Source organism: Cellulomonas sp. JZ18 (assembly GCF_009720485.1).
Classification (GTDB): domain Bacteria; phylum Actinomycetota; class Actinomycetes; order Actinomycetales; family Cellulomonadaceae; genus Cellulomonas.
The window spans coordinates 434,455-460,432 of sequence record NZ_CP045245.1 but is presented as its reverse complement, the minus strand read 5'-3'; the positions used below and the strand labels follow the sequence as shown (position 1 = coordinate 460,432).

The window sequence follows — 25,978 nt, the reverse complement described above, 5'->3', positions numbered from 1 at the left end:
CCTCAGCCGCCCCGGGCGTCCCCGCCGGACGCGACCGCCGCACGCAGGAACGCCGCGCACGTGCCGACGTCGCGGAACAGGTGCGCCCGCATGCCGACCGCGCGGGCCGCGTCGACGTTCTCCGGCCGGTCGTCCACGAAGGCGCAGTCCTCGGGCCGCTCGCCGACCGCCTCGGCCGCGACCGCGTAGATCGCCGGGTCCGGCTTCGCCACGCCCACCTCGGCGGAGCACACGACGTGCGCGAACAGGTGGTCCACCCCGTGCCCGGCGAGGTCCGCGCGCAGGCAGTCGTGCGCGTTGGACAGCAGCGCGACCGGGACGCGCGCGGCGACCTCCCGCACCAGGTCGACCATGCGCCCGTCCACGTCGCCCCGGTAGCGGCGCCAGTCGGCGACGACGGCGTCGGCGGCGTCGGCCCCGATCCGGGGCGCCAGGGCCCGTGCGGTGGCGCGGCACCAGTCGTCGAACGTCACGCGTCCCCGCACGCCCAGCTCGTACTCCGGCAGCGCGTGCGCGGTCGCCACGAGCGTGCCGGGTGCGAGCCCCGCACGCCGTTCGACGGCCGCCACCGGTGCGTCGTGCCAGTGCCGCAGCACACCGTCGACGTCGAGCAGGACGACCCGCGCGCCGCGCCGTGCCCCACCGGGTGCAGGTCCGTCCGTCGTCGCCATCCCGTCCTCCGCGTCCTCGCGCCGTCCGCGCCGCGAGGGTACGTCCCGCCCCGCGTCCGGGCCGCGTGCGTCCGCCGACGACCCGCCGACGTGCGCGCCGGGGGCTGCGGGCGTCAGATGGGGACATGCAGACCCGACACATCGCCGACGTCCCCGTGAGCGCGATCGGCCTCGGCGGCATGCCGATGTCCATCGAGGGCCGCCCCGACCGCGAGCGCTCGATCGCCACGATCCACGCCGCGCTCGACGCCGGCGTCACCCTCGTCGACACCGCCGACGCCTACCACCTGCACGCCGACGAGGTCGGCCACAACGAGGAGCTCATCGCCGAGGCGCTGCGCACGTGGCACGGCGACACCGACGCCGTGCTCGTCGCCACGAAGGGCGGCCACCTGCGTCCGGGCGACGGCTCCTGGACGGTCAACGGCCGGCCGGAGTACCTGAGGAAGGCCGCGCAGGAGTCCGCCCGGCGCCTGGGCGTCGAGGCGATCGGCCTCTACCAGTTCCACCGCCCCGACCCGGAGGTGCCGTACGCCGAGTCCGTCGGCGCGATCGCCGAGCTGCTCGACGCGGGCACGATCCGCCTCGCCGGCATCTCGAACGCGAACCCGGAGCAGATCCGCCAGGCGCAGGAGATCCTCGGCGGGCGCCTCGCCTCGGTGCAGAACCAGTACTCCCCGGCGTTCCGGTCGTCCCAGGCCGAGCTCGACCTGTGCGCGGAGCTGGGCATCGCGTTCCTGCCGTGGAGCCCGCTGGGCGGCATCGGCAAGGCCGGCGACCTCGGCGAGTCCTTCGCACCGTTCGCGGAGGTGGCCGAGGCCCACGGCGTCAGCCCGCAGCAGGTCGCGCTCGCGTGGGAGCTCGCGCAGGCGGACGTCGTCGTCCCGATCCCCGGGGCGTCCCGCCCGGCCTCGATCCAGGACTCGGTCCTCGCGGCCGACCTGCAGCTGACGGCCGACGAGCTCGACCGCCTGAACGCGACCGCCTGACCCGCGCACGGGGCTGCGGGGACGGTCTCCCGCGACGACCGTTCCCGCAGCCCGCGCGGTCTCAGCCCTGCAGGTCGTGGCAGCGCAGCAGGACGGCGTGCTCGACGCCCGCGGCGCGGCCGCCCTCGGCGGTCATCATCGGGATGAAGTCGGCCGGCGCGGGGTGCCACGGCAGCCCCGCGAGGTACGCGGCGTGCGCCTCCAGCGACGCGATGCCGCGCCGCAGCGGCTCCCCGGTCACGTCCACCGCGTGCGTGGGCCGCGTGTGCCCGTGCACGAGCAGCCGGCGCACGCCCCACGGCTCCAGCCCCGCGTCGAGCAGGTCCGTGAAGACCCACCGGTTGCCGGCGTCCCGCACGCCGTCCAGCGTCGCGAGGCCCGCAGCGCGGTGGTCGGCCTGGTTGAGCCCCCAGCCGACCTCCTCCTCCCACGTGCCGGTCAGCACCGTGTCCGGGCGGAACCGGCGCACGGCGGCGGCGACGTCCCGCCGCAGCGCGAGCGACGGCTCGAGCACGCCGTCCGGGTGGTCGAGGAGGTCGACCTGCGTCACCCCGACGGCGGCCCCGGCCGCGACCTGCTCACGCGAGCGCAGCGCCCCCGTCTCGGCCGGCGGGGACGCGTCCATCCCCGCCTCCCCGCGCGTGAGCAGCAGGTACGCGACCTCGACGCCGCGGCCCGTCCACCGGGCCACCGCGCAGGAGGCGCCGTACTCCAGGTCGTCGGGGTGGGCGACGACGCACAGCACGCGCCGCAGGTCGTCCTCGGGCAGCGCGGGCAGCACGTCGGCCATGCGGGCGAGCCTAGGCCTCGGGCGACGCCGCGCCCAGGGCGCGCTCGAACGCGGCGCGCACCCGCGGGGAGAACAGCACGAAGCGCACGACGCGGACGCCGGTCGCGTGCGCCGACCCGGCCGTGCCGTCCCGCGTGCCGTGCCCCGTGCCGTCCGCCGCGCCGTCCCCGTGCCCCAGGTCCGCACCGCCGCGACGGCCACGCGCGCGACCTCGTCGGCGTCCCAGCCGTACACGCCCGCCCCGACGGCCGGGAACGCGACGCTCGCGGCGCCCAGCCCGGCGGCCACGTCGAGCGAGCGCACGAAGCACGACGTCAGCAGCCGCGGGTCCGTCTCGCCGGCGTGCCGGTTCAAGCCGACGGTGTGCACGACCCACCGCGCGGGCAGGTCGAACCCCGGTGTGGCGACGGCGTCCCCCACGGGGAGCCCGTCCGGCAGCACCGTGCGGCGCAGCTCTCGGCACGCCGCGAGCAGGCCCGGGCCCGCGGCCGCGTGGATCGCGCCGTCCACACCGCCGCCGCCCAGCAGGGACGTGTTCGCCGCGTTCACGACCACGTCGACGTGCTCGCGCGTGATGTCACCCTCGACCGCCTCGACCCGCATGCGCGTCATCCTCGCCGCCGGACGCAGGCCGCGCAGCAGGGCGAGGACGTCGCGGAGCGTCGTGCACCGGACCGTCGCCGGCGCGCCACGCCCCGGTCACCGCGGTGTCACGTCCGCGTCCCGCGCCGTCGCGACGCGCGGTGACCGGTGCGGCACTCGTCCACAGCCGCCGTCCACACCCCTGTGCTGCACCGGTCGCCGTGCAGGTGGGTGACTGCACACAGGTGTGGACGACCATGTGGACGAACACGGCCCCCTCCTCCACCGGCGGCCGCGGTCACCCTCCCGAGGGGTCGGCTACCGTGCGCGCATGGTGCAGCGCGGCAACCGGGCCGACGTGGAGCTGGTCGAGGACGACGAGCCCTCCGCCCGCGTCGGGGCGACCTCGGACGCCGGCCCGGGCACCGGGCGTCGCACCGCCCGCCCGGGCCGACGCCGGCTCGTGCTCGCGGCCGCCGCGGTGGTCGTCGTGCTCGTGGCCGCGCAGGTCGTGTCGGACGCCCGGGAGCGCGCCGTGCTGGCCGGGCTGCGTGCCCTGCCCGGCGTGCTCGCGCCCGTCCCCGACGCCCTCGACGTGCGGTGGCGCACCCCGGGCGACCGCCTCCCGCTGGCGGTGCTCGGCACCGGCAGCGCGCTGGTCGGCGTGCGTTCGACCCCGGCCGGCACGGAGCTCGCCGCCCTCGACCCGGCGACGGGCGCGGACGCCTGGGCGCTCCCGCTGACCGCGCCGCCCGCCGGGGCCCGGGACGCCCTCGGCACGCCCGTGCCGTGGTGCTCGGGCTCGCCCGCACCCCCGGACGCCCTCCCGGAGCGCGTCGCCTGCCTCGCGACCGACGCGTGGCAGCGGGACGCCGGGCTCGTCCCGCAGGACGTGCCCGCGACGACGTCGCGCCTCGTGCTGGTCGACACCGCCGACGGCTCCGTCGTCGCCGACCACGTCGTCGACGCCGCCCCCGGTGTCCCCGCCACGTCGCTGGCCCTGCTCGGGGACGTGGCCGTGCTCGCCCACCCCGTCGCGGACGGCCTGCTCGTGCGGGCCGTCGACGCCACGACCGGGGCCGCCCGGTGGACCCGCGAGGCGGCCGGCGGCAGCGGCGCGACCGCGCTGCGGTCGACCGACGGCGGCGTCCTGGTGCCGGCGCCCGACGGCCTCGAGCTCGTGGACGCCTCGGGCACGGTGCTGCGCCGCGTCCCCCTGCCCCCGGACGCGAGGGCCGACGTGCTGTGGCAGCCCGACGGCACGCCGCGGGCCGTCCTCGACGCGGGCGGCCCCTGGTACCTCGTCGGCCGTGCACGCGACGTCGTGCTGCCCGGCCCGCCCGTCCACGTGGCCGTCGACGACGGTCGCGCGGGGCCGCTCGTGCTCGCCACGTCGGAGCACGGGCTGCACGCCGTCGACGGGACCACGGGCGACGAGCGCTGGGCCGCCCCCGTCCCGGGCGTGCACCGGGCCCTCGTCCTGCGCGGCCGGGTGCACGCGGTGACCGAGGAGGGCGTCACGACGTACGACGCGCGGACGGGCGAGGTCGTGTGGGCCCGCGAGCGCCCCGCGACCGAGGTCTGGGGCGGTTCCGTCATGACGGACGGGCGCGACCTGCTCGTCCCCGTCGCGGACGCGTCCACCGGCGAGGTGCTGCGCCTCGACCGGCTCGCCCTGCCCGACGGGCGCGTCGGCGGGACGGTCCGCGTCCCGCCCGGCCTCGCGCTGGTGACCACGGCCGGCGGCCTGCTGACCGGCTGGGACCTCGCCGGCGACGGCCTCGTCGCGCTGGGCTGAGGGGTCAGCCCCCGGGGGCCGACTCCACGAGGATCGTCACCGGGCCGTCGTTCACGAGCTCGACCTGCATGTCGGCGCCGAAGCGCCCGGTCGCCACCTCCAGCCCGCGTCCGCGCAGCGCCGCGACGACCGCGTCGACGAGCGGCTCCGCGACGGGTCCCGGGGCGGCGGCGTTCCACGTGGGACGCCGCCCCTTGCGCACGTCGGCGTAGAGCGTGAACTGGCTGACGACGAGGACGGGCGCGCCCTCGTCGAGCGCCGAGCGCTCGTCGCGCAGGATCCGCAGCTCGGCGATCTTGCGGGCGACGACGTCGACCTGCGCCGGGCCGTCCCCGGGCGTGACGCCGACCAGCGCGACCAGCCCGGGCCTCGTGATCTCGCCGACCACCTCGCCGTCGACCCGCACGGCGGCTCGGGTCACGCGCTGGACGACGGCCCTCACGCGGCGCCTCCGCCGGTGCCGCCCGCAGCCGGCCCGAACGTCGCCCCGACGGCCCCGACGGGCCGGCCGTGCCCCAGCACGGGCGTCGCCGCGACGTCGCGCAGCGGCGCCGGGTCGACACCGGCGACGGCCAGCGCGGCGGCGAGCACCACGGCCCGCGGGCGACCGCCGCCGTCCGCGACCTTGAGCGCGACGGCGCCCCCGTCGGGCAGTCCTGCGGCGTACACGCCGTCCGCCCCGTCCTTCGCGACGAGCCCCGGCACGGCGCCCATGACCGCCGTGACGTCGCGCCCCGTGCCGCCGACGTGCCACGGGTGCGCGGCCATCGCCCGGCCGACGCGCGCCTCGGGCCCGTCGTCCGCGCCGGCCGCCGCGGCGGCGACCCGCCCGAACGCGCGCGCGAGCCCCGTGAGCGTCGTCGACAGCAGCGGCGCGCCGCACCCGTCGACGGTGGTGTGCGCCGGCACGTCCCCGGTCAGGTCCGTCACGGCCTGGACGACCGCGCGCTGCAGCGGGTGGGCCGGGTCACGGTAGGTCGCGGTGTCCCAGCCGGCGGCCCGGCACGTCGCGAGCATCCCCGCGTGCTTGCCGGAGCAGTTCTGCGTCAGGGACGACCCGGCGTGCCCCTCGGTGCGCCAGGCGAACGCGGCCTCCGCGTGCAGCGGCCAGTCCGGGGTGTTCTGCAGGTCGTCCTCGGTCAGCCCGGCCGTCGCCAGCAGGTCGCGCACGACGTCCAGGTGGCCGGGCTCGGCGTTGTGGCTCGCGCAGACCAGCGCCAGGCGCTCGCCGTCGACGTCGAGCCCGTGGCGCAGCATCGCGACGGCCTGCACGGGCTTGAGGGAGGACCGCGGCCAGATCACGACCTCGGGGTCGCCGAGCGCGAGGCGCACCGACCCGTCCGGCGCGAGCACGACGACGTGCCCGTGGTGCACGGACTCGACGAGGTCGCCCCGGCGCACGAGCGCGAGCGGCACCGCGGCGGTCCCCACGTCGGGCGTCGTGCGCGCGGTCACCAGCCGCCCCGGGAGGGGCCGCGCCCGCCGCGCCGACGCGAGTAGGGCTCGACGGCGGGCCGCACGTCGACGAGGTAGATGATCGCCGCGGCCGCGCTGACGAGCGCGAGGAAGCTGGGGAACGGCAGCCGCAGGCCGAGCGGCGGCGGGATGCTGATGAACGCGACGGCGGTCGCGGCCACGAGCACCCACGTCCAGAACTGCCGCGTCCGCTTGCCCGCCGCCGTGAAGGCGCCCGCCGGACGGCGCAGGCAGTCCACGAGCGCCCACGCGCTCAGACCGAAGATGACCAGGTAGAAGAGGAGGAAGAGCCACACCTGGGCCGCGCCGATGACGTCCACGCGGACGAGCGTACGCAATGCGCGCCGCCCGTCCCGGCGCCCCCGCCCGCCGTGCCGCGGGTCACAGCCCCGGCAGCGCCGCGGGTCACAGCTCCGGCAGCGCCTCGCGCGCCTGCCCCGGCGTGGCGCCGGACGCCTCGAGCAGGTCGACGACGAGCGAGCGCACCAGCAGCACGAGCGACTGCACCTGCCAGTCGTCGCGCGCCACCACGTGCGGGTCGAGCCCGGCGGCGACGGACAGCAGCCGCTCACGCGCCTGCCGCGGGTCGGCGCCCACGGCCACCGCCGCCGCGAGGTCGTCCGTCGCGCGGGCGACCTGCTCGAGCACCTCCGCGAGGGCCGGCGCCTCGTGCGCGTCCGCGACGGTGCGGCGCGCGCGGCGCGCGAGCACCCGCGCGTTGCGCATCGCGCGGTCCAGCAGCACCGCGGTGTCCACCTGCCGCTCGAGCTCCGGCCGGTGCCGCCGGTGCGCGGGTGCGAGCCGCGCCAGCTGCACCGCCGCGCGCGACGACGACAGCCACTCGTCCAGCGCCGGCTGGGACGCGCGGCCGGTGAGCAGGGCACCCTCGATGTCGTCGGCCGAGACCCGCCCCAGCCCCCGCGCCATGGCGTGCAGCATGCCCGCCAGCTCGTGCACCGCGGCCCGCGCGAGGCGACGGGGGTGCCCGCGCGGGTCGTTCGGCGTCAGCAGCGCGACCGCGAGCGCCACACCGCCGCCCACCACGGCGTCGACCCAGCGGTCGAACGGGCCCGCCCCGCGAAGGACGGCAGGCCCACGATGACGATCGCCTGGACGCCGGCCTGCGTGGTGAGCATCGGCCCCGCGTCGAGGAACCGGCCGAGCAGCGCGGCGAGGAAGAGCACCAGGGCCATCTGCCACGGTCCGGAGCCGATCAGGTGCACCACGAGGTCGCCCGCGGCGACCCCGATCGCGACGCCGGCCGCGAGCTCCGCGACGCGCCGCAGCGACCGGTCGCGGGAGAAGCCGAGCGACACCCAGGCGGCGACGGGCGCGAAGAACGGGTACTCGTGCCCGACCACGTACCGCCCGACGGCGAACGCCAGGCCGGCGGCGACCGACGCCTGCAGCACCAGCCACCACGACGCCCGCACGCGCGCCCGTCCGGCCCGCACCCGGGACGCCAGGTGGACGCGCAGCGCGGCGGCGCCCCGCAGCGACGACGCCGACGCCCCCACGAGGCTCAGCCGCCGAGCATCGGGTGGTGCCCGAGGCCGCGCGTCAGCGGCCCCCGCGGGGCCGGGCGGTCCACCGAGACGCCCTCGCCGGGCACGACGACCTCCTGCCCGGCCGACACCGCGCCGCCGTCGCAGTCGACCAGGAGCACGGCGTCCTCGGGCACCGAGCGCTTGACCACCGCGAGCGCGACCGGGCCGAGCTCGTGGTGCCGCGCGACGGTGGTGACGTGGCCCACGGGACGCCCGGGCACGCTGCCCTCCGAGGCGTCCCCGGCACGCGTCGCACCGCCCTGCTCGTCCGGCAGGTACACGTTCGCGCCGGCCTCCGGCACCAGGTGCCCGGAGCCGTCCAGGTGCAGCATGACGAGCCGACGGGGCGGCCGGCCCAGGTTGTGGACGCGGGCGATGGTCTCCTGCCCGCGGTAGCAGCCCTTGTGCAGGTGCACGGCGGTGCGCAGCCAGTCGAGCTCGTGCGGGATGGTCCGGTCGTCCACCTCGCGCGACGTCCGCGGCCGCCACGCCTCGACGCGCAGCGCCTCCGACGCCCACGTGCCGACGAGCGGCCAGCCCGCCGCCTCGCGCGCACGCACCTCGTCGACCAGCCGCTCGCGCGGCACGAGCACGAGGCGCCAGCGCCGGTCGACGCCCGGGTGCGCGTCGTCCGCCGGCCCGTACCGGGTGCCGCCGGCGCCGGTCCGGGGCCAGGGGTCCCGCCACGTGACGGGCTCGCCCTCGCCCCCTCGGCGTCGAGGGGCTCGGCGACGGCGGCCCACGCGTCCGTCACGTCCGCGACCTCGACGCGCAGCATGAACCGCATCCGGTCGAGCCAGGCGGCCAGCGCGGGGGCCGTCTCGGTGAGCAGCCAGGTCGTGGTGCCGTCGTCGACGACCCCGGCCGCGTGCTCGAGCCGCCCCTGCGGGTCGAGCACCAGCAGCTCGGTGGAGGTCCGCGGCGGCAGGTCCGTGAGGTCCTGCGACGTGAGCGAGTGCAACCAGCTCAGCCGGTCCGGACCCGTGACCGTGACCACGCCGAGGTGCGACTGGTCGACCACCGCGCCGCCGCGCGCGAGCGCGCGCTGCTCGGCGGTCGGGTCGCCGTAGTGCCACGCGACACCGGCGTCGGGACCGGCGGCCGGGACGGCGCCGCGCCGCGCGAGGAGCGGGCTGCGGTGCCGGGGCGGGGTGGCCGCAGCGTCCGTGGGGGTCGTCACGGCTCAGCCCTCCACGCGCTGCAGGCGCCCCGAGGCGTACGACTGCAGCGGGTGCCCGAAGGCCGCCAGGTCGTGCGCCCACATGAGCTCGCCGTTGACCATCCCGTACAGGCGCTTGCCCGCGTTCACGGGAGCGCCCGTGGCGGTGTGCGCGACGAGGTCGGAGACGAGGTCGATGCGGCCGTTGCCGACCGACCCGACGAAGACCGAGACGTGGCCCGAGGGGTCGGCGAGCAGGAGCTCGACGGGGTGCTGCTCGTCGGGCAGGCCCTCGGGGCGCTCGGGCGGCACGCGCCAGTACCCGGACTCCGTGGACCACACCGGGCCGTCCCCTCGACCGCGGGCGGCGGGGCGTCCGGGCCGTCGGCGTCCGCGGCCCGGGCACCGTCCGCCGCGGCGTCGAGCGCGGCGGCGTCGTCCGGCGCGACGACGAGCCGGATCGTGGTGGTGTAGGCGAGGTACGGGCCGCCGTCGTGCGTGACCACGAGCTCCTGGGTGAAGGTGCTCTCCTCGACGCCGGGGTACCCGACGACGCCCTCACCTCGCCAGCGGCCGACCAGCCAGGCGAGCGGGTAGACCTCGGGCGCCAGGCCCTCGGGCAGCACGAACGGCACGTTGCCTCCTCGACTCGGACGCCGGTCGCGGCTCGGGCGCCGGACCGGCGGTGCGGGTCACCCCAGGGTCACCCGCGGGCGCACGCAGCGTCGACGGCTCAGCGCTGGCCCTTGTACAGCCGGTAGACGACGAAGCCCGCGAACCACGCGATCGTCAGCGTGGCGGCCACGAGCAGGCCGATGAAGAAGCCCTCGAGCGCAGTCATGCACCGATCCTAACGACCGGTGCGGCGCACCTCTTCCGCACGCCCTGTGCGCGTCCGGGTGCCGGGCGCCCCGCCGCGTCCGTCCGGCGCTCCCTACGCTGACCCCGTGACGTCGACCCCCCGCCCCTCGTCGTGAAGACCACGAGCGGCACCGAGCGCCCCGAGGCCACGAACCAGGCCTTCACCGTGGCCGCGGCCGCGGTCGCCGCCGGCGCCGACGTGAGCCTGTGGCTCACCGGCGAGTCGGCGTGGTTCGCGCTGCCCGGCCGCGCGGCCGAGCTCGAGCTCGCGCACGCGACCCCGCTGCCCGAGCTCCTCGACCTGCTCGTCGCGGAGGGCCGGGTCACCGTGTGCACGCAGTGCGCGGCGCGGCGCGGCATCACCGCGGACGACGTCCTGCCGGGCGTGCGCATCGCGGGGGCCGCGGTGTTCGTCGAGGAGACGCTGCGGCCCGACGCGCAGGCGCTCGTCTACTGACGCCGGCTCAGCCCGCCAGGACCCGCCCGGCGACGTACACGAGCACGCCCGTCACCGTCACGGGCAGCACGGCCACCGCGACGCCCGGGAGCCGCCGCGCGAGCGCCGGGAGCCGGTCGAACAGCGCGTGCAGCGCCGCGACGAGCACGCCGACGCCGAGCCCGAGGACGGCACCGGTCGTCAGCTCGACGGTCGGCAGGAGCCAGCCGACGAGCGTGCCGCCGCCGGTCGCGACGACCACCGTGAGCAGGTAGACCGCCCAGGGGCGTCCGCGCAGCGCGACGACGGCCGAGCCGAGCGCCAGCGCCACGGCCCCCGCGACGACGAGCGCGTCGCCGCCCTCGACCCGTGCCGTCGCGACCCAGCCGGTCGCGCAGACCGCCAGGACCGTGCCCGCGACCGTGCCGGACACGGACTCCACGAGCCGGGTGCGCCCGTCCCGGCGCAGCAGCTCGTTCACGAACGCGAGCACGACCGCACCGGCCAGGACGACCGGCATGTGCTGCAGGTACGGCTGCAGGGGCGTGAACGTCACGGCCGCGACGGCACCCAGGCCCCCGAGCGCGACGACCGCCGACGACCCCGGCGGGAACGCGAGGTTCGCGAGCACGGGCCACCCGGCCGCGAGCGCGACCACCAGCACCGCGGCGAGCGCGGCGAGCGGCAGGACGTCGACGAAGCCGGCCACCGCGACCAGGGCCGCGAGGACGGCCGTCAGCACGGACCGCGTCTCGACGCTCACGGCAGCAGCGGGGTGCGGCCGGCGACGGGCGCGGGCCGCTGCGCACGGCGGCGGACGGCGAGGGGGATCAGCACGGCGGGGATTCTCGCAGACGCGGCGCACCGGGCGGCCGAGCCGGCCCGTCGAGCCGGGCGTCGGCACGACCCGGCGCGGCCACGCGGTAGCGTGTCCCCACTCGCACGCCAGGAGGTGACAGGTGGCGGACCTGCTGCTGCTCACACCTGCGTCCGGTGGATCGGCACAGGTGCTGCCCGCCCTGGGGCTGTTGTCCCACCGGGTCCGTGTCCTGCCCGTCGAGCCGTCCGCACTCGTGGACGCACCGGACGCGGACATCGTCGTGCTCGACGCGCGCCGCGACCTCGTCACCGCCCGCACCACCTGCCGGCTGCTGCGCGCCACCGGGCTGACGGTCCCGCTCGTGCTCGTCCTCACCGAGGGCGGGCTCACCGTGGTCACCGCGGAGTGGGGCGCGGACGACCTCGTGCTCGAGCACGCGACGCCCGCGGAGGTCGAGACCCGCTTCCGGCTCGTCATGGAGAAGGCCGCCACGGCGTCCTACGACGACGCCCCGCAGGAGATCTCCTCCGGGGAGCTGACGATCGACGCGGGTGGTTACACCGCGCGTCTGCGCGGCCGGCCGCTCGACCTCACCTACAAGGAGTTCGAGCTCCTGAAGTACCTCGTGCAGCACCCCGGGCGCGTCTTCACCCGCGCCCAGCTGCTGCAGGAGGTCTGGGGCTACGACTACTACGGCGGCACGCGCACCGTGGACGTCCACGTGCGGCGCCTGCGCGCCAAGCTCGGGCCCGAGCACGAGCAGCTCATCGGCACGGTCCGCAACGTCGGCTACCGCTTCGACCCGCCGAAGGACCGACGCGGCGCGGACGACCACGACGACGTCAAGGAGCCCGCCGGCGCGTGACGCGGGCCTCGTCGCCCGTCGGGCGGTGCCGGGGCCGGCGTCGGTAAGGTGGACTCCCGGTGCGCCGGGAAGTCTGGTCGGCAACGTCCTGACCGACCCCTCCGAGAGGTCCTCTGCGTGCCCAGCTCCTCCGCACCCACGCCGCCCGCGCGTCCGACGCGCACGCTGTTCTCCGCCCTGACCCCCGGCGGCGAGCGCAACCTCGCCGACACCCTGCGCGACGAGCGCACCGGCGGACTGCTGCTGCTCGCGGGTGCCGTCGCGGCGCTCCTGTGGGCGAACCTCGCACCCGACTCCTACGCGGCGGTCGCCGGCACGCACGTCGGGCCGGCGTCGATCCACCTGGACCTCGACATCGCCCACTGGGCGGCCGACGGGCTCCTCGCGATCTTCTTCTTCGTCGTGGGGCTCGAGCTCAAGCGCGAGATGGTCGTGGGCGAGCTGCGGCACGTCGCGACGGCCGCGCTGCCCGCCGCGGCGGCGGTCGGCGGCATGGTCGTGCCCGCCGGGATCTACCTCGCGGTCAACGCGGCGATGCCGGGCGGCGCGCCGCAGGGCTGGGCGGTGCCCACCGCGACGGACATCGCGTTCGCGGTCGGCGTCCTCGCGATCGTCGGGCGCGGCGTCCCCGTCGCGCTGCGCGCGTTCCTGCTGACGCTCGCCGTGGTCGACGACCTGCTCGCGATCGTCATCATCGCCGTCGGGTACACCGAGACGGTGACGCTCGGCCTGATGCTCGGGTCGTTCGCGTGCGTGGCGGTGTTCGCGCTCGCGCTGCGCCGCGGCCTGCGCTCGCCGTTCCTGCTCGTCCCGCTGGCCCTCGCGGCGTGGGCCCTGCTGCACGCCTCGGGCGTGCACGCGACCATCGCCGGCGTGCTGCTCGGCTTCGCCGTGCCGGCCGCCCCGGGCTCGGCGGTGCGCGGCGGCGCGGCGGACGCGACGGACGCGCACGGCGACAACTCGCTCGCGGAGCACTACGAGCACCTGTGGCGCCCGGTGTCCGCCGGCTTCGCGGTGCCCGTCTTCGCCCTCTTCGCGGCGGGCGTGACGATCGAGCCGTCGACGATCGGCGCGACCTTCACCGAGCCGGTCGGCCTCGGGGTCGTGCTCGGCCTCGTGCTGGGCAAGCCGCTGGGCATCGCGGCGGCCACGTGGCTGGTGTCCCGGTTCACGCGCGCCCGGCTCGCGCCCGGGCTGGGCTGGTGGGACGTCATCGGCGTCGGCCTGCTCGCCGGCATCGGGTTCACGGTGTCGCTGCTGGTCGGCTCGCTCGCGTTCGGCACGGGCACGGTCCTCGACGACCACGTCGTCGTCGGCGTGCTCGCCGCCTCGCTGCTGGCGGCGCTCGGCGGCGGGGCCGTCCTCGCGTGGCGCGGACGCGTGCACGCGGCGCGCGCCGGCGGGGAGGTCGACCCCGACGCGGTGGACCGCGCCGAGGAGGCCGCGCGCGACCCGCAGGCGCCGGCCGCGGTCGAGGACACGGCGGTGCCGGCACCGGGCACCGAGGGGGGTCACGAGCCGGGGGCGACCCGGTAGGTTCGCACCCGATGACCACCGTCGACTCCGCCGCGCTGCTCTTCGACGGCCCCTGGCAGCACCGCTTCGTCACCGCGAACGGCGCCCGCTTCCACGTGACCACCACGGGGGAGCCCGACGCGCCGCTCGTGCTCCTGCTGCACGGCGTGCCGCAGTTCTGGTGGGCGTGGCGCCACCAGATGCCCGCGCTCGCCGCCGCCGGCTACCGCGTCGCCGCCATGGACCTGCGCGGCACCGGCGGCAGCGACAAGCCCCCGCAGGGCTACGACGTCCCGACGCTCGCCGCCGACGCGGCGGGGGTGATCCGCTCGCTCGGCGAGTCCGACGCGGTGGTGGTGGGCAGCGGCACCGGCGCGGACGTCGCGTGGGCCACCGCGGCCGCGCACCCGGGCGTCGTGCGTGCGCTGGGCGTGCTGGCCGGCACGCACCCGCTCGACCGGGTGAGCGAGCCGCGGACCGCCCCGCACCCGGCCGCGGCGGCGCTGCTCGCGTTCACCCAGCTGCCGTCGCTGCCCGAGCGGGCCGTCGTCGAGGGCGACCTGGTGGAGCGGATGTTCACGCAGTGGGGCGGGGTCCCCGGGCGTCCCGACGCGTCCGCCGTCGACACCTACCGGCGTGCGCTGCGCGTGCCGTTCGCCGCGCACAGCCAGCTCGAGCAGGTGCGCTGGCTCGTGCGCTCGACGCCGCGCCCCGACGGCCGGCGCCTGCGCGCCCTGCTGCGCGACGCGCGTCCCGTCCCGGTGCTGCAGGCGCACGGGGCGCGCGACGGCCTGCGTCCGGCGTCGCACGCGTCGCTGGGGCCCGCCACCCGGCGCCTGGCCGCCCCGTACCGCTACGAGCTGCTGCGCGGCGGCGGCCACTACCTGGGCGACCAGGTGCCCGAGCAGGTCGGCGAGCTGCTCGTCGACTGGCTCGCGGAGATCGACGGCGCCCGCGCCCGCGCACGGCGCGTGGTGCTCTGAGCGCGGCGCCCCTCCCGTCCCACGCGGCGCGCACCCGCCGGCCGCACCCCGCCGGTGGGGCGGGTCAGCCCTTCAGCATCGCCGCGGCACGCACGGGGTCGTTCTCGCCGATGCCCGCCGACGGGCACAGCGCCGCGACCGGGCACGCGCCGCAGGCCGGCCGGCGCGCGAAGCACGTGCGCCGGCCGTGGAAGATCAGGCGGTGGCAGGCCATCGTCCACTGCCGCTTCTCGAGCAGCGGCTGCAGGTCCTTCTCGATCACGAGCGGGTCGTCGCTCGTGGTGTACCCGAGGCGCTTCGAGAGCCGCGCGATGTGCGTGTCCACGGTGATCCCCGGGATGCCGAACGCGTTGCCGAGCACGACGTTCGCGGTCTTGCGACCCACGCCGGGCAGCGTCACGAGGTCCTCCAGGCGCGCGGGCACCTGCCCCCCGAAGCGCTCCACGAGCGCCTGGCCGATGCCGAGGACCGCCCGCGACTTGGCCCGGTAGAAGCCGGTCGGCCGCAGGATCTCCTCGAGCTCGGCGGGGTTCGCGACCGCGAGGGCCTCCGCGTCGGGGAACCGCGCGAACAGCGCGGGCGTCGTCTGGTTGACGCGCAGGTCCGTCGTCTGCGCCGAGAGCACGGTCGCGATCAGCAGCTCGAACGGGTTGCGGAAGTCGAGCTCGCAGTGCGCGTCGGGGTAGCGCAGCGCCAGCGCACGGTCGACGCGACGGGCGCGCCGCGTGCGCGCGAGGGCGGTCTCCGGGCGGGTGCGGTCCACGCGGGCAGGCTACGCCGGGGCGCGGACGGCGCACGTCCGGGCCACGTCCGCACACCGGCCCGTCCCGCTACTCCTCGCGGGTGACCTGCACGGACGCGTCGTGGCGCACGGTTCAAGTCCCGCGCCGACCGGGCCGATCCGTCCGTCGTGACGTCCCGCGTCGAGCACCCGCTGCACGACCTCCGGCTGGAGCGGCGTGCGCTGCGCGCCGAGCGCGCCCGTGTCGGCTGGTGGCGCCGCGTCGTGCGCGCCCGCATGGACCTGACCGTCGCGACCGCCGCGCGGCCGGCGGACCTGGGTGCCGACGTGGTCTTCAGCCTGCCGCTCGACGTGGGGCTCGAGGTCCCGCGCCCCGGGGAGCTGCAGACCGCGCTCGAGGGCACCGACGCGGGGCGCGACGTCGGCGCGCTGCCCGCGCTGCGGGACCTGGACGCGCGCCTCGCGCGCTACGAGGAGGGGGTCGAGCAGGCGCTGCGCCGGGTCACGGACCGGCTGGTCGAGCGTCTCGCGTGCGATCCTGCGGCAGTCGCCGACCTCGTGCCGCGCGTCAGCGGGCACGGCTGAGCCCGTCGACCGGGTGCGGACCACGCGTCCCGCCCGCGCCCCGACGCGCGCGGGCCGCGCGATGCGGCAGACTGGCAGGTGACAGCAGGGACGGGCACCGCCCGCACGCACCGTCCCCGCCGCGACGCCACGCAGGCGGGCGTCGCCGCGCGGCCGGCACCACGGTGCCGGCGCAGGTGCGGGGCACGGGGCCGGGTAGGTCCGGGAGAGGGAAGGTGCCACCGTGGCGGATGACATCGTGCTGACGGCCCCGCTGTTCGCGGGTCTGGACGCGGAGTCGTCGGGAGCGCTCATCGCGTCGATGAAGGAGATCGACGCCGGCCGGGGCGACGTCCTGTTCCACGAGGGCGAGCCCGGCGACCGCCTCTACGTGGTGCGCGAGGGCAAGATCAAGCTCGGGCGGCGCTCGAACGACGGCCGGGAGAACCTCCTCGCCGTCCTCGGCCCGGGCGAGATGTTCGGCGAGCTCTCGCTGTTCGACCCGGGGCCGCGCACGGCGACCGCCACGGTCGTGGCCGACGCCGTCGTGCTGGAGCTGGGCCACCAGGACCTCATCCGCTGGCTCGAGGACAAGCCGATGGTGGCCGAGCACCTGCTGCAGGCGCTGGCCCGCCGGCTGCGGCGCACGAACGAGGCGCTGGCCGACCTCGTCTTCTCCGACGTCCCGGGACGCGTCGCGAAGGCGCTGCTCGACCTGTCGACGCGGTTCGGCCAGGAGGTCGACGAGGGCATCCGGGTCGCGCACGACCTCACGCAGGAGGAGCTCGCCCAGCTCGTCGGCGCCTCGCGCGAGACGGTGAACAAGGCTCTCGCCGACTTCGCCGCGCGCGGGTGGGTCCGCCGCGAGGGCCGCGCCGTCGTCCTGCTCGACGTGGACCGCCTGGAGCGGCGCGCACGCTGAGACCGGCCCGCCACCCGGCGGGACACGGGTGCACGAGGGGGCCGGGTCCGCCGACGGGCGGGACCCGGCCCCTCGTGCGTCTAGTCCGTCTCGACGACGAGCTCGACCTCGACGGGCGCGTCGAGCGGCAGCACCGCGACACCGACCGCGGAGCGCGCGTGCACGCCGGCGTCGCCGAGCACCTCGTGCAGGAGCAGGCTCGCGCCGTTGACGACCCCGGGCTGCCCGGTGAACGACGCGGCGCTGGCCACGAAGCCGACGACCTTGACGACGCGCCGCACCCGCTCGAGGGCGGCGACGGGGTCCCCGCCGTCCTCCTCGGCCAGGAGGGCGCCCACGGCGGCCAGCGCGTTGAGCGCGGCGACCCGCGCGAGCCCGGCCGCGGCGTCCGCGTCGACCTCGGCCCCCACCTTGCCCGTCGCGGGGAGCGCCCCGGTGACGAACGGCAGCTGCCCGGACGTCCACACGTGGGCGCCCGAGCGCACGGCGGGCACGTAGGCGGCGACGGGCGCCGCCACCTCGGGGAGGGTCAGCCCCAGGGCCGCGAGCCGGTCGCGGACCGTCACGGCCGGGGGCGCTTGAGGTAGGCGACGAGGCCCGCGTCGGGACCCTGGATGACGGTGACGAGCTCCCACCCGTCCGCGCCCCACTGGTCGAGGATCGCCTTGGTGGCGTGGATGATGAGCGGAACGGTCGCGTACTCCCACTGGGTGGCCATGCGGCCCACCCTAGTGGCGCGCACGCCCGGCGCCCGGGTGCGGCCGACGGTCGTCAGACCGCGTTCATGAGAGCGCTCACACGCGAGACGAGAGCGACGCCAGCGTCATGTCGGAGCCGACCAGCTCCTCGCGCCACGACACCACGTCCGGACGGCGACGCAGCAGCGCGCGCCGCTCGCGCTCCGTCATGCCGCCCCACACGCCGAAGTCCGCGCGGCTGTCGAGCGCGTCGGCGAGGCAGTCCAGCCGCACGGGACAGCCCAGGCAGACCCCGCGGGCGTCCCGCTGGGCAGAGCCCTCGACGAAGAGCGCGTCCGGCGCCAGCTTGCCGGACCCGCACGCCGCGCGCGCGGTCCAGTGGCCGTCGACCTCGAGCACCGTCACCTGTGACCTCCGTCCCTGCCGACCCGTGGACCTGCCGCCCGGCGCGGATCGCACGGCGGACGCTAGCGGCTCCCCGCGCGCGCGGGTAGACCCCGGTGCCCGATTCCGCCCGGCCGGACGAGCGCGGCGGGCCCGCGACGGCCGACGTGTGCAGGTCCCGTGGAGGGACCGGGAGGGAGCCGGACCGGCAGGGCCGGCGTCAGGGGCCCCCGGTATCCTCGCGGCATGCCGACCCCTGCCCGCGCCCGTGGACGCAAGGTCAGCGCCGTCCAGGCGCTGGGCCTGATGGTCTCCTTCCTGCTCGTCGCCGTGCTCGGCGGCGTCCTGTCCGCCGGCCTCCTGCTGCCCGGCGTGGCCGCGGCCAACGGCGCCACGACCATGTCCGTGACGGCGTTCGAGGAGATCCCGAGCGAGCTCGAGGAGCGCACGCTGCCGCAGAAGTCGGAGATCCTCGCGGCCGACGGCACGCTGCTGGCGACCGTCTTCCTGCAGAACCGCACCGCGGTGCCGCTGGCCGAGATCGCGCCGATCATGCAGAAGGCCGTCATCGCGGTCGAGGACCGCCGGTTCTACGAGCACTCCGGCGTCGACCCGGCCGGCATGGTGCGCGCCGCCGTCGCGACTGCGATGGGCAAGACGCAGGGTGCGTCGACGCTGACGCAGCAGTACGTGAAGAACGTCCTCGTCGACGCGGCCGAGCTCGCGGAGACCGAGGAGGAGCGCCAGGCGATCATCGCGGCGGCGCGCGAGAGCGACGGCCCCGAGGGCGTCGCCCGCAAGCTGCGCGAGGCCAAGATCGCCATCACGCTCGAGCAGCGGATGAGCAAGGACGAGATCCTCGAGAAGTACCTGAACATCGCGCCCTTCGGCGCGTCCGTCTACGGCGTCGAGTCGGCGGCGCAGTACTACTTCGGCAAGTCGGCGAAGGACGTCACGTACCTCGAGGCCGCGACGATCGCCGGGATCACGCAGAGCCCGTCCGCGCTCGACCCGGTGGGCCCGGCCGACGAGACGCCGGAGGTCAAGGCCGCGCGCCAGGCCAAGTCGCAGGCGCGCCGCGACCAGGTGCTCAAGGACATGGAGCGCGAGGGGTACATCACGGCGGACGAGCTCGCCGCGGGCCTCGCGACGCCGATCGCCGCCACCCTGAACCCGCACCCGCTCCGGCAGGGGTGCGTCGCCGCCAGCGACGTCGTGTCCGGCGCGGGCTTCTTCTGCGACTACGTCACCAAGGTGATCATCAACGACCCCGCGTTCGGCGAGACGAGCGACGTGCGCAAGAACCGGCTCTACCGCGGCGGTCTGACGATCCGGACGACCCTCGACCCGGCGGAGCAGACCGCAGCCGACCAGGAGGTCAAGGCGGGCGTGCCGGTCGAGGACGGCTCGGGCGTCGCGTCCGCGATCGTCACGGTGGAGCCCGGCACGGGCAAGATCCTCGCGATGGCGCAGAACCGGAACTACTCGGTGACCAAGGACGGTCCTCGCACCGACACCGCGGTCAACTTCAACACCTCGTACCAGTACGGCGGCTCGCAGGGCTTCGCCCCGGGCTCGACGTTCAAGGTGTTCACGCTGCTGGAGTGGCTGAAGAAGGGGCACTCGCTCAACGAGACCGTCAACGGCACCCGGCTGCAGTACGAGCCGCGGGAGTTCCAGAGCTGCATCCGCCTGTCGGGCGAGACGTGGAAGTTCGGCAACTCCGAGGGCGGGCGGGCCATCCCGCAGAGCGTCCTCGACGCGACCCGGAACTCCGTGAACTCGGCGTACGTCGCGATGGCCAAGCAGCTCAACCTCTGCGACATCATGCAGGGCGCGGCGGACCTCGGCGTGACGCAGGCCGGTGACCCCAACTCGACGACCGTCTGGGGCACCCCGGGCAACGCGCCCTTCACGGGCACGCCGGCCAACGTGCTCGGCTCCGAGTCGACGTCCCCGCTGCAGATCGCGGCCGCGTACGCGACGTTCGCGTCGGGCGGCACGTACTGCAAGCCGATCGCGATCACGTCGGTCACCGACTCCCAGGGCAACGAGCTGCCCGTGCCGCAGGCGGACTGCCGGCCCGGCGCGATCGACCCGCAGATCGCCGCTGCCATGAACTTCGCGCTGAGCAACGTGTGGTCCGGCACGGCCAGCGACATCGGCCGTCCCGCCTACACCGCCGCCGGCAAGACCGGCACCACGACCGGCAACGAGAACACGTGGTTCGCGGGCTACAACCCGCTGCGTGCGACCGCCGTGTGGGTGGGGTACAGCGAGAACTTCCGGTCGATGAACGGGCAGGTCATCAACGGCAAGCGTTACCGGAACGGCCCCTACGGCTCGTCCATCGCCGCCCCGACGTGGAAGCGGTACATGGACCGCGTCATGGCGGGCAAGGAGGTGCCGGGCTTCGCCTCGCCGAACGACCGGCAGGTGTACGGCGAGCGCTCCGGCGTGCCGTCCGTCGTCGGGCAGAGCGAGCAGTCCGCGCGTGCGCAGCTCGAGGGCGCAGGGTTCCGCGTCTCCGTCGCCGGTGACCAGGTGAGCTCGCCCTACCCGGCGGGCACCGTGGCCGAGCAGTCCCCGTCGGGCACCGCCTCGCGGGGTGCGACCATCACGCTGCGCCTGTCGAACGGGCAGCCCCCGGCGCCGCCGGCCGGCCCCGCGCAGCCGGGCGTCGGGTTCCCCGGGCCGGGGAACGGTGGTGGCAACAACGGTGGTGGCAACAACGGCGGTGGCGGCAACGGCGGCCCGGGCAACGGTCGCAACGGCTGACGCGTGAGCCGCTCCCCCGTCACCGCCCACCCCCTCGTCCGCACCGCCGGCGGCCTCGCGGCCGCCGGCGCCGCGGCGCTCGCCTGGTCTCTCGTCGAGGCGCGCTGGTACACGCTGCGTGAGGCGCGCGTCCCCGTCCTGCCCGCGGGGCAGGCCCCGCTGCGCGTCCTGCACGTGTCCGACCTGCACCTCACGCCGGGGCAGCGCCGCAAGGTCGACTGGGTGCGCGACCTGGCCACGCTCGACCCGCACCTCGTCGTCGACACCGGCGACAACTGGGCGCACACCGGTGCCATGCCGGCCCTGCTGCGTGCGCTGGAGCCGCTGCTCGCGCTGCCGGGCGCGTTCGTCCTCGGGTCGAACGACTACCTCGCGCCGCAGCCGAAGAACCCGGCGCGCTACCTGCTCCCCGACGCGCGGCGTGCGCCGGCGCGCCCCCCGGTCGAGCTGCCGTGGCGCGAGCTCGTGGGCCGGCTGACGTCGGCCGGCTGGCGCGACCTGTCGAACCGCCGCGACGTCCTCGAGGTCGACGGCCGGCGCCTCTCGCTCGTCGGCACGGACGACGCGCACCTCGACCAGGACCGCTTCCCCGCCGCCGGTGGCCCGGACGACGTCCGCGGGGCCGGCCGCACGGCGCCCGGGGTCGACCTGCACGTCGGCGTCACGCACGCGCCGTACCGCCGGGTGCTCGACGCGATGCACGCGGACGGCGTCGACCTCACGATCGCCGGGCACACGCACGGCGGGCAGCTCGCGGTGCCGCTCTGGGGCGCGCTGACGACGAACTGCGACCTCGACACGCGCCGGGCCAAGGGCCTGCACGGGTGGCCCGGGGCGCGCCCCGACCGTCCGGGCGGCGGCGGGTCGTCGTGGCTGCACGTCTCGGCCGGGCTGGGCACGTCGCCCTACGCCCCCGTGCGGTTCGCCTGCCGGCCCGAGGCGACGCTGCTCACGCTCGTCCCCGCGTGACCGGGCGGCCCGGCGGACGGCTGGCGCACCCCTCGACCGGACGAGCCCGGAGCCGGTTTCACTCCTGCCCCGATCGTCGGCTATTCTTACGGGGCTTCACGGGGTGTGGCGCAGCTTGGTAGCGCGCTTCGTTCGGGACGAAGAGGTCGTGGGTTCGAATCCCGCCACCCCGACAGCGAGAGAAGGCCCGGTCGGCAGACGCCGACCGGGCCTTCGTCGTCCCGGGGGACGCGGGGCCCGGGGGACGCGGGGCCTGGGGACGCGCCCCGCCGACGAGGCGGCCGACGCGCGCGGCACCCCCAGGCGCGGCCCCCGCCAGCGGCACACCCACCAGGGGCGGCCGGTCCGCCCGGCGCCCACATCCCGGCGCGTCCCTTGTCACCGCCCGCGCGGCTCGGCACGGTGTCGGGCGTGAGCACGTTCGCGGGCCCTGCCGGTCCCCCCGCGCCGGCACCCGGTGCGCCCGCCACGGTCGTGGACTGGCGGCCGCCCCCCGGTCCGCCGGGCTGGTTGGTCGGCGCCGGGACCACGCGCGGGGAGCGGGCGCTCGTGGCCGCCGCGACGGTGGTCGGGACCGCGCTCGTCGTCGCCGCCGGGTCCGGCGCCTGGCGGTGGTGGCAGTGGGCGCTCGTGGTCACCGTCGCGATCGACGTCGTCGGCGGGGTCGCGGCCAACGCGCTGTCGACGGCCAAGCGGCAGTACCACGGCCCGGCGACCGGGCACCCCGGCCGGACGGCGCGCGCGCTGCGGCACCCCGTCGCGTTCGCCGCCGCGCACGTGCACCCGTTCGTCCTGGTCCTCGCGCTGCCCGGGGACGGGTGGGCGTGGGCGGGGACGTGGTACGCGGCGTGCGTGGCCGGCTCCGCCGCGGTGCACGTGGCCCCGCTGCACCTGGCGCGTCCCCTGGCGTTCGCGGTGCTCGGCACGCTGCTCGTCGCGGCGCCGCTGGTCCCCGCACCCGCGGGCCTCGCGTGGTTCGGCCCGCTGCTCGCGTGCAAGCTCGTGGCCGCCCACGCGGTGCGGGAGGAGCCGTACCGCCCCGCGGGCACCTCGGCGGCCGCGCCCGGCGCGGGTCAGCGACGCGGACCCAGGTAGGACACGTTCCCGTCGCCCGTCCGCAGGCTCACCCGGCGGTCCGCCGCGGGATCGGTCGGGGCGTCGACGACCTGCCGGCCGTCGACGGTCACGATCTCCAGCGCGACCGGCTCCCCCGTGCCGTGGACGGTGACGTCCCCGTCGACGCTGCGCGCCGTGACGTCGCCGGCCACCGCGGCGACGGTCACGTCCCCGTCGGAGGTCCGCGCCGTGAGGGAGCCGCCCACGCCGTCCACGGCCAGCGCCCCGTCGACCGCGCTCACGTCCACGTCGCCGCCGACGTCGGCCAGCACGACGTCGCCGTCGTCCGTCTGGATCACCACGTCGCGCGCGACGTCCTGCGCGTCGACCCGCCCGTGCGAGGTGCGGGCCGTGAGGGAGCCGCCCACGCCGTCCGCCGCGAGGGACCCGTCCCCCACGCTCACGTCCGCGTCGCCGCCGACGTCGCGCAGGCTGACGTCGCCGTCGTCCGTGCGCACCAGCACGTCACCCGCCAGACCCTGCGCGTCGACCCGCCCGTCCGACGTGCGCGCCTCGACCCGCCCGGTCGCGCCGACGACCACCACGTCCCCGTCGGACGCGCGCAGGTCGACGTCGCCCAGGGCGCCCTCCGCCCGCACGGTCCCGTCCTGCGAGCGCACGACCAGGTCGGTGCCCTCCGGCAGCTCGGCCACCATGCTCGTGCTGCACACGCCGACCCAGCTCCAGCCGCAGCGGTACGTGACGACCAGGCGGTCGCCCTGGTGCTGCACGGTGTGCTGCGGCGCGTCCCACGCGTGCCGGGACCTGCGCTCGACGTGCACGTCGTCACCGCTGGTCGCGCGGACCTCCACCGCGCCGTCCGTGACGAGCTCGACGACCGGCACCGCGTCGTACGTCTGCAGGTGCGTGCGGGTGCGCGCCGTCGCGTGCGCGACGATGTTGAGCGCGAGCTGCCCCGCGGTGAGCACGACCGCCGTGACGCCGATCGCGGTGAGCACGGCCCCGGCGGTCGACCGACGTCGCGCCGAGCCCGGGACGGGTGCGACCGGGGCGCCCCCGCCCGGGGGCGGGGCGCCGGCGCCGGGCGGCACGGGCGCCGCGGAGGTCGCGGGCAGCGGTGCCGTCGGCGCGACGTCACCCGGGCGCGGGTCCGCCGCGTGCGGGTCGGCCGGGCGCTGGTCGGCCGGGCGCTGCGGGAGGGTCATCGCGGACTTCCGTTCGTCGGGCCGTCCTCGAGCCAGCGCAGCACCGCGAGCACGCGGCGGTGGTCGTCGGAGTCGGGCGGGAGGTCGAGCTTGGTGAGGATGGACGTCACGTGCTTCTCCACCGCGGGCAGGCCGACGACGAGCCGGTCGGCGATGGCGGTGTTGGAGCGGCCCTCGGCCATGAGCGCGATGACCTCGCGCTCGCGCGGCGTCAGGGTGTCGAGCGCGGAGCGGCTGCTGCGGGCGAGCACCTGGGCGACGACCTCGGGGTCGACGACGGTGCCGCCGGAGGCGACCCGTGCCAGCGCGGCGAGGAAGTCGTCGACGTCGGCCACGCGGTCCTTGAGCACGTACCCCAGCCCGCGGGCGTCGGCGGCGAGCAGGTCGCGTGCGTAGCGCTGCTCGACGTACTGCGAGAGCACCAGCACGGGGAGGCGCGGGTGCAGGCCGCGCAGGTGCACGGCGGCACGCAGGCCCTCGTCGGTGTGCGTGGGCGGCATCCGCACGTCGGTGACGACGACGTCGGGCAGGTCGGCGTCCGGGTCGCCGAGCGCGGCGACGAGCGCGTCGGCGGTGCGGTAGCCGGTCACGTCGTGCCCCTCGGCGGCGAGCAGCCGGGTGAGCCCGTCGAGCAGGAGGACGGAGTCCTCGGCGATCACGATGCGCACGGCACCTCCACGGTGAGCACGGTGCCGGCCCCGACGGGGCTGACGAGGTCGAAGGAGCCGTCCAGGGCCTCGACGCGCCGGCGCAGGCCGTCGAGGCCGCTGCCCGGCGTCGCACGGGCCCCACCGACGCCGTCGTCGCTGATCCGCACCCGCAGCCGCGCGTCCGCGCCGGTGCCGACGACGTCCGCGCGCACGGCGGCCGACGTGGCGCCGGCGTGCTTCGCGACGTTCGTCAGCGCCTCCGCGACCACGAAGTACGCGGCGGCCTGCGCGGGCGTCGTGCCGACGGACGCGCCGTCGAGCCCGCTCGCGTCGACCTCCACGCGCACGGGGCTGCGCGCGGCGAGCGCCGACAGGGCCGCGTCGAGCCCCCGGTCGGTGAGCACCGCGGGGTGCACGCCGCGCACCAGGTCCCGCAGCTCGGCGAGCACCTCCTTGACCTCCGCGTGCGCGGAGTCGAGCGCGCGCACGGCGGCCTCCGGGTCGTGGGCGGCGGCGCGGCGGGCCACACCGAGCTCGACCCCGAGCGCGACGAGCCGCTGCTGCGCGCCGTCGTGCAGGTCGCGCTCGATGCGGCGGCGCTCGGCGTCGGCGGCCTCGACGGCCGCGGCGCGGGTCTCGTGCAGCCGGACCGCGCGGACCTCCGCGACCTCGGCGCGCTGCTCGGCCGCACGGGCGGCCCGCTCCGCCTCCGCGCGCGAGCGCCCGCCCAGCATCGCCCGGCTCAGGCGCAGCTGCAGCAGCGTCGTCGCCTGCGCGACGAGCGCCGCGCCCCAGGCGGCCAGCGGCAGGACGACCAGCGCGAGCCACCACGGACCCACGACGGGCGTCACGCGCAGGGCGGGCACGACGAGCGCCGCGAGGGCGACGAGCGCGACGGCGGTCAGGGCGGTGACGACCGCGACGGCGGTCCAGGCGAGCAGCAGGACGACGACGGCGTGCGCGAGCGCGGTCCACGCGTGGCCCTCGACGGTCCGCAGCCACCAGCCGCGGAACCCCCGCCGGCGCACGGGCGGCGCGGGGGCGGGGATCGCGGCGCCCAGCTGGGCGGCGAGCCGCGCCCGCTCGGCGCGTCCGTAGCCCCGGGCGAGGACGAGCGTGACCACGAGGACGGGCAGGCCCACGACGAGCACGACGAGCGAGACCCCGAGTCCGGCACCCGTCAGCAGCACGACGGCGACCGCCAGCGTCCAGAAGGCGGCGACCACCAGCTGACCCGCCGCGCGCAGCGTCGCCGGGTGCACCGGCGCCAGCACGAGGGCGCGCCCGTCGGCGAGGGCGGGGGCGACGAGTCGGGCGTCGGCGGCGAGCGGCACGACGTCCGGCGGGACCGCCGGTGCGGCGCCCGGGGACTCGGCCGGGGCCGCCGACGGGGACGAGTGGCTCATGGCCACGAACGTAGGGCCGGCGCCGCGGCCCGCGCACCCGTGCCCGCCCCCGTCCCCGCGGTGGGGCTGGCCCTACCCCCGCCCGCTGTGC

27 protein-coding genes, 1 tRNA gene and 2 pseudogenes are annotated in these 25,978 nt (G+C 77.1%); 12 read left to right on the top strand and 18 right to left on the bottom strand.

Annotated elements, in window-relative coordinates; all coding sequences use genetic code 11:
• Positions 1-2: 2 nt before the first annotated feature.
• Positions 3-671 carry an HAD-IA family hydrolase gene (locus GC089_RS02120; RefSeq protein ID WP_155376285.1) on the bottom strand — a complete coding sequence of 223 codons (669 nt, stop codon included), beginning with the start codon at positions 669-671 and terminating at the stop codon, positions 3-5.
• A gap of 125 nt (positions 672-796) precedes the next feature.
• Here GC089_RS02120 and GC089_RS02115 point away from each other — a divergent pair, with 125 nt between their 5' ends.
• Positions 797-1,660 carry an aldo/keto reductase gene (locus GC089_RS02115; RefSeq protein ID WP_155376284.1) on the top strand — a complete coding sequence of 288 codons (864 nt, stop codon included), beginning with the start codon at positions 797-799 and terminating at the stop codon, positions 1,658-1,660.
• A 61-nt stretch (positions 1,661-1,721) separates the two neighbouring features.
• Here GC089_RS02115 and GC089_RS19855 read toward each other — a convergent pair whose 3' ends face one another.
• The gene (locus GC089_RS19855; protein WP_370514054.1) at positions 1,722-3,053 is read right to left on the bottom strand and encodes a macro domain-containing protein; all 1,332 of its coding nucleotides are present in this window, start codon (positions 3,051-3,053) and stop codon (positions 1,722-1,724) included.
• A 310-nt stretch (positions 3,054-3,363) separates the two neighbouring features.
• Here GC089_RS19855 and GC089_RS02100 point away from each other — a divergent pair, with 310 nt between their 5' ends.
• Positions 3,364-4,830, top strand: a complete 1,467-nt coding sequence (locus GC089_RS02100) for a PQQ-binding-like beta-propeller repeat protein (RefSeq protein WP_155376283.1) — start codon at positions 3,364-3,366, stop codon at positions 4,828-4,830.
• A 4-nt stretch (positions 4,831-4,834) separates the two neighbouring features.
• Here GC089_RS02100 and dtd read toward each other — a convergent pair whose 3' ends face one another.
• The 8 genes and pseudogenes from dtd to GC089_RS19845 form a co-directional block, all read right to left on the bottom strand.
• Positions 4,835-5,272, bottom strand: coding sequence for a D-aminoacyl-tRNA deacylase (gene dtd, locus GC089_RS02095; RefSeq protein WP_155376282.1), 438 nt, complete (start codon positions 5,270-5,272; stop codon positions 4,835-4,837).
• The gene (locus GC089_RS02090; protein ID WP_370514053.1) at positions 5,269-6,285 is read right to left on the bottom strand and encodes an asparaginase; all 1,017 of its coding nucleotides are present in this window, start codon (positions 6,283-6,285) and stop codon (positions 5,269-5,271) included. The genes dtd and GC089_RS02090 overlap by 4 nt, the downstream gene beginning before the upstream one ends.
• Positions 6,282-6,626, bottom strand: coding sequence for a DUF2516 family protein (locus GC089_RS02085; protein WP_155376281.1), 345 nt, complete (start codon positions 6,624-6,626; stop codon positions 6,282-6,284). Before GC089_RS02085 ends, GC089_RS02090 begins: the two co-directional genes overlap by 4 nt.
• Before the next feature lie 85 nt (positions 6,627-6,711).
• A complete protein-coding gene (locus GC089_RS18710; protein WP_230684997.1) occupies positions 6,712-7,335 on the bottom strand; it encodes a hypothetical protein in 624 nt (207 codons plus the stop codon).
• The gene (locus GC089_RS18705) at positions 7,311-7,823 is read right to left on the bottom strand and encodes an FUSC family protein (protein WP_230684996.1); all 513 of its coding nucleotides are present in this window, start codon (positions 7,821-7,823) and stop codon (positions 7,311-7,313) included. The genes GC089_RS18710 and GC089_RS18705 overlap by 25 nt, the downstream gene beginning before the upstream one ends.
• 5 nt (positions 7,824-7,828) lie before the next feature.
• A pseudogene (locus GC089_RS02075) lies at positions 7,829-9,033 on the bottom strand (folate-binding protein YgfZ).
• Between the two features lie 3 nt (positions 9,034-9,036).
• Positions 9,037-9,354 (bottom strand): FABP family protein, encoded by a 318-nt coding sequence (locus tag GC089_RS19850; protein ID WP_370514052.1) that lies wholly within the window; start codon positions 9,352-9,354, stop codon positions 9,037-9,039.
• Between the two features lie 167 nt (positions 9,355-9,521).
• A pseudogene (locus tag GC089_RS19845) lies at positions 9,522-9,638 on the bottom strand (heme-binding beta-barrel domain-containing protein); the annotation flags it as partial.
• A gap of 347 nt (positions 9,639-9,985) precedes the next feature.
• Here GC089_RS19845 and GC089_RS02065 point away from each other — a divergent pair.
• Positions 9,986-10,330, top strand: coding sequence for a DsrE family protein (locus tag GC089_RS02065; RefSeq protein WP_155376280.1), 345 nt, complete (start codon positions 9,986-9,988; stop codon positions 10,328-10,330).
• A gap of 7 nt (positions 10,331-10,337) precedes the next feature.
• On the opposite strand, the gene GC089_RS02060 is transcribed toward GC089_RS02065, so the two are convergent.
• Positions 10,338-11,072 (bottom strand): hypothetical protein, encoded by a 735-nt coding sequence (locus GC089_RS02060; RefSeq protein ID WP_155376279.1) that lies wholly within the window; start codon positions 11,070-11,072, stop codon positions 10,338-10,340.
• A gap of 196 nt (positions 11,073-11,268) precedes the next feature.
• On the opposite strand from GC089_RS02060, the gene GC089_RS02055 reads away from it, so the two are divergent.
• The 3 genes from GC089_RS02055 (at position 11,269) to GC089_RS02045 (ending at position 14,492) form a co-directional block, all read left to right on the top strand.
• The gene (locus GC089_RS02055) at positions 11,269-11,994 is read left to right on the top strand and encodes a response regulator transcription factor (protein ID WP_155376278.1); all 726 of its coding nucleotides are present in this window, start codon (positions 11,269-11,271) and stop codon (positions 11,992-11,994) included.
• A gap of 117 nt (positions 11,995-12,111) precedes the next feature.
• Positions 12,112-13,530, top strand: a complete 1,419-nt coding sequence (gene nhaA, locus GC089_RS02050; RefSeq protein ID WP_155376277.1) for a Na+/H+ antiporter NhaA — start codon at positions 12,112-12,114, stop codon at positions 13,528-13,530.
• Between the two features lie 11 nt (positions 13,531-13,541).
• Entirely contained in the window at positions 13,542-14,492 is a 951-nt protein-coding gene (locus GC089_RS02045; RefSeq protein WP_155376276.1) for an alpha/beta fold hydrolase, read from the top strand.
• 64 nt (positions 14,493-14,556) lie between these two features.
• On the opposite strand, the gene nth is transcribed toward GC089_RS02045, so the two are convergent.
• Positions 14,557-15,255, bottom strand: coding sequence for an endonuclease III (gene nth, locus GC089_RS02040; protein WP_155376275.1), 699 nt, complete (start codon positions 15,253-15,255; stop codon positions 14,557-14,559).
• 147 nt (positions 15,256-15,402) lie between these two features.
• Here nth and GC089_RS02035 point away from each other — a divergent pair, with 147 nt between their 5' ends.
• Entirely contained in the window at positions 15,403-15,819 is a 417-nt protein-coding gene (locus GC089_RS02035; RefSeq protein WP_155376274.1) for a hypothetical protein, read from the top strand.
• Positions 15,820-16,042: 223 nt separating this feature from the next.
• Positions 16,043-16,720, top strand: coding sequence for a Crp/Fnr family transcriptional regulator (locus GC089_RS02030; RefSeq protein WP_155376273.1), 678 nt, complete (start codon positions 16,043-16,045; stop codon positions 16,718-16,720).
• Positions 16,721-16,800: 80 nt separating this feature from the next.
• On the opposite strand, the gene GC089_RS02025 is transcribed toward GC089_RS02030, so the two are convergent.
• The 3 genes from GC089_RS02025 to GC089_RS02015 all read right to left on the bottom strand — a co-directional run bounded on the left by GC089_RS02025 (position 16,801) and on the right by GC089_RS02015 (position 17,823).
• Entirely contained in the window at positions 16,801-17,286 is a 486-nt protein-coding gene (locus GC089_RS02025) for a RidA family protein (protein ID WP_155376272.1), read from the bottom strand.
• Positions 17,283-17,438 carry a DUF4177 domain-containing protein gene (locus tag GC089_RS02020; protein ID WP_155376271.1) on the bottom strand — a complete coding sequence of 52 codons (156 nt, stop codon included), beginning with the start codon at positions 17,436-17,438 and terminating at the stop codon, positions 17,283-17,285. The genes GC089_RS02025 and GC089_RS02020 overlap by 4 nt, the downstream gene beginning before the upstream one ends.
• Positions 17,439-17,514: 76 nt before the next feature.
• Positions 17,515-17,823, bottom strand: a complete 309-nt coding sequence (locus GC089_RS02015) for a WhiB family transcriptional regulator (RefSeq protein WP_370514051.1) — start codon at positions 17,821-17,823, stop codon at positions 17,515-17,517.
• 225 nt (positions 17,824-18,048) lie between these two features.
• On the opposite strand from GC089_RS02015, the gene GC089_RS02010 reads away from it, so the two are divergent.
• The 4 genes from GC089_RS02010 (at position 18,049) to GC089_RS01995 (ending at position 22,644) form a co-directional block, all read left to right on the top strand.
• Positions 18,049-20,580 carry a transglycosylase domain-containing protein gene (locus GC089_RS02010; protein ID WP_155376270.1) on the top strand — a complete coding sequence of 844 codons (2,532 nt, stop codon included), beginning with the start codon at positions 18,049-18,051 and terminating at the stop codon, positions 20,578-20,580.
• Between the two features lie 3 nt (positions 20,581-20,583).
• Positions 20,584-21,549 carry a metallophosphoesterase gene (locus tag GC089_RS02005; RefSeq protein ID WP_155376269.1) on the top strand — a complete coding sequence of 322 codons (966 nt, stop codon included), beginning with the start codon at positions 20,584-20,586 and terminating at the stop codon, positions 21,547-21,549.
• A gap of 99 nt (positions 21,550-21,648) precedes the next feature.
• Positions 21,649-21,722 (top strand) — tRNA-Pro (locus tag GC089_RS02000).
• Positions 21,723-21,960: 238 nt separating this feature from the next.
• Complete coding sequence (locus GC089_RS01995; RefSeq protein ID WP_155376268.1) at positions 21,961-22,644, top strand: hypothetical protein; 684 nt, start codon at positions 21,961-21,963, stop codon at positions 22,642-22,644.
• Here the strand turns inward: GC089_RS01995 and GC089_RS01990 are convergent.
• Genes GC089_RS01990 through GC089_RS01980 form a run of 3 tightly spaced genes read right to left on the bottom strand, consistent with a single transcriptional unit; the run spans position 22,623 to position 25,887 of the window.
• Entirely contained in the window at positions 22,623-23,831 is a 1,209-nt protein-coding gene (locus GC089_RS01990; RefSeq protein ID WP_155376267.1) for a DUF4097 family beta strand repeat-containing protein, read from the bottom strand. The genes GC089_RS01995 and GC089_RS01990 overlap by 22 nt on opposite strands.
• Positions 23,828-24,499 carry a response regulator transcription factor gene (locus tag GC089_RS01985; RefSeq protein ID WP_155376266.1) on the bottom strand — a complete coding sequence of 224 codons (672 nt, stop codon included), beginning with the start codon at positions 24,497-24,499 and terminating at the stop codon, positions 23,828-23,830. The genes GC089_RS01990 and GC089_RS01985 overlap by 4 nt, the downstream gene beginning before the upstream one ends.
• On the bottom strand, positions 24,487-25,887 hold the full coding sequence (locus GC089_RS01980; protein ID WP_155376265.1) for a sensor histidine kinase: 1,401 nt from the start codon (positions 25,885-25,887) through the stop codon (positions 24,487-24,489). The genes GC089_RS01985 and GC089_RS01980 overlap by 13 nt, the downstream gene beginning before the upstream one ends.
• Between the last annotated feature and the right edge of the window lie 91 nt (positions 25,888-25,978).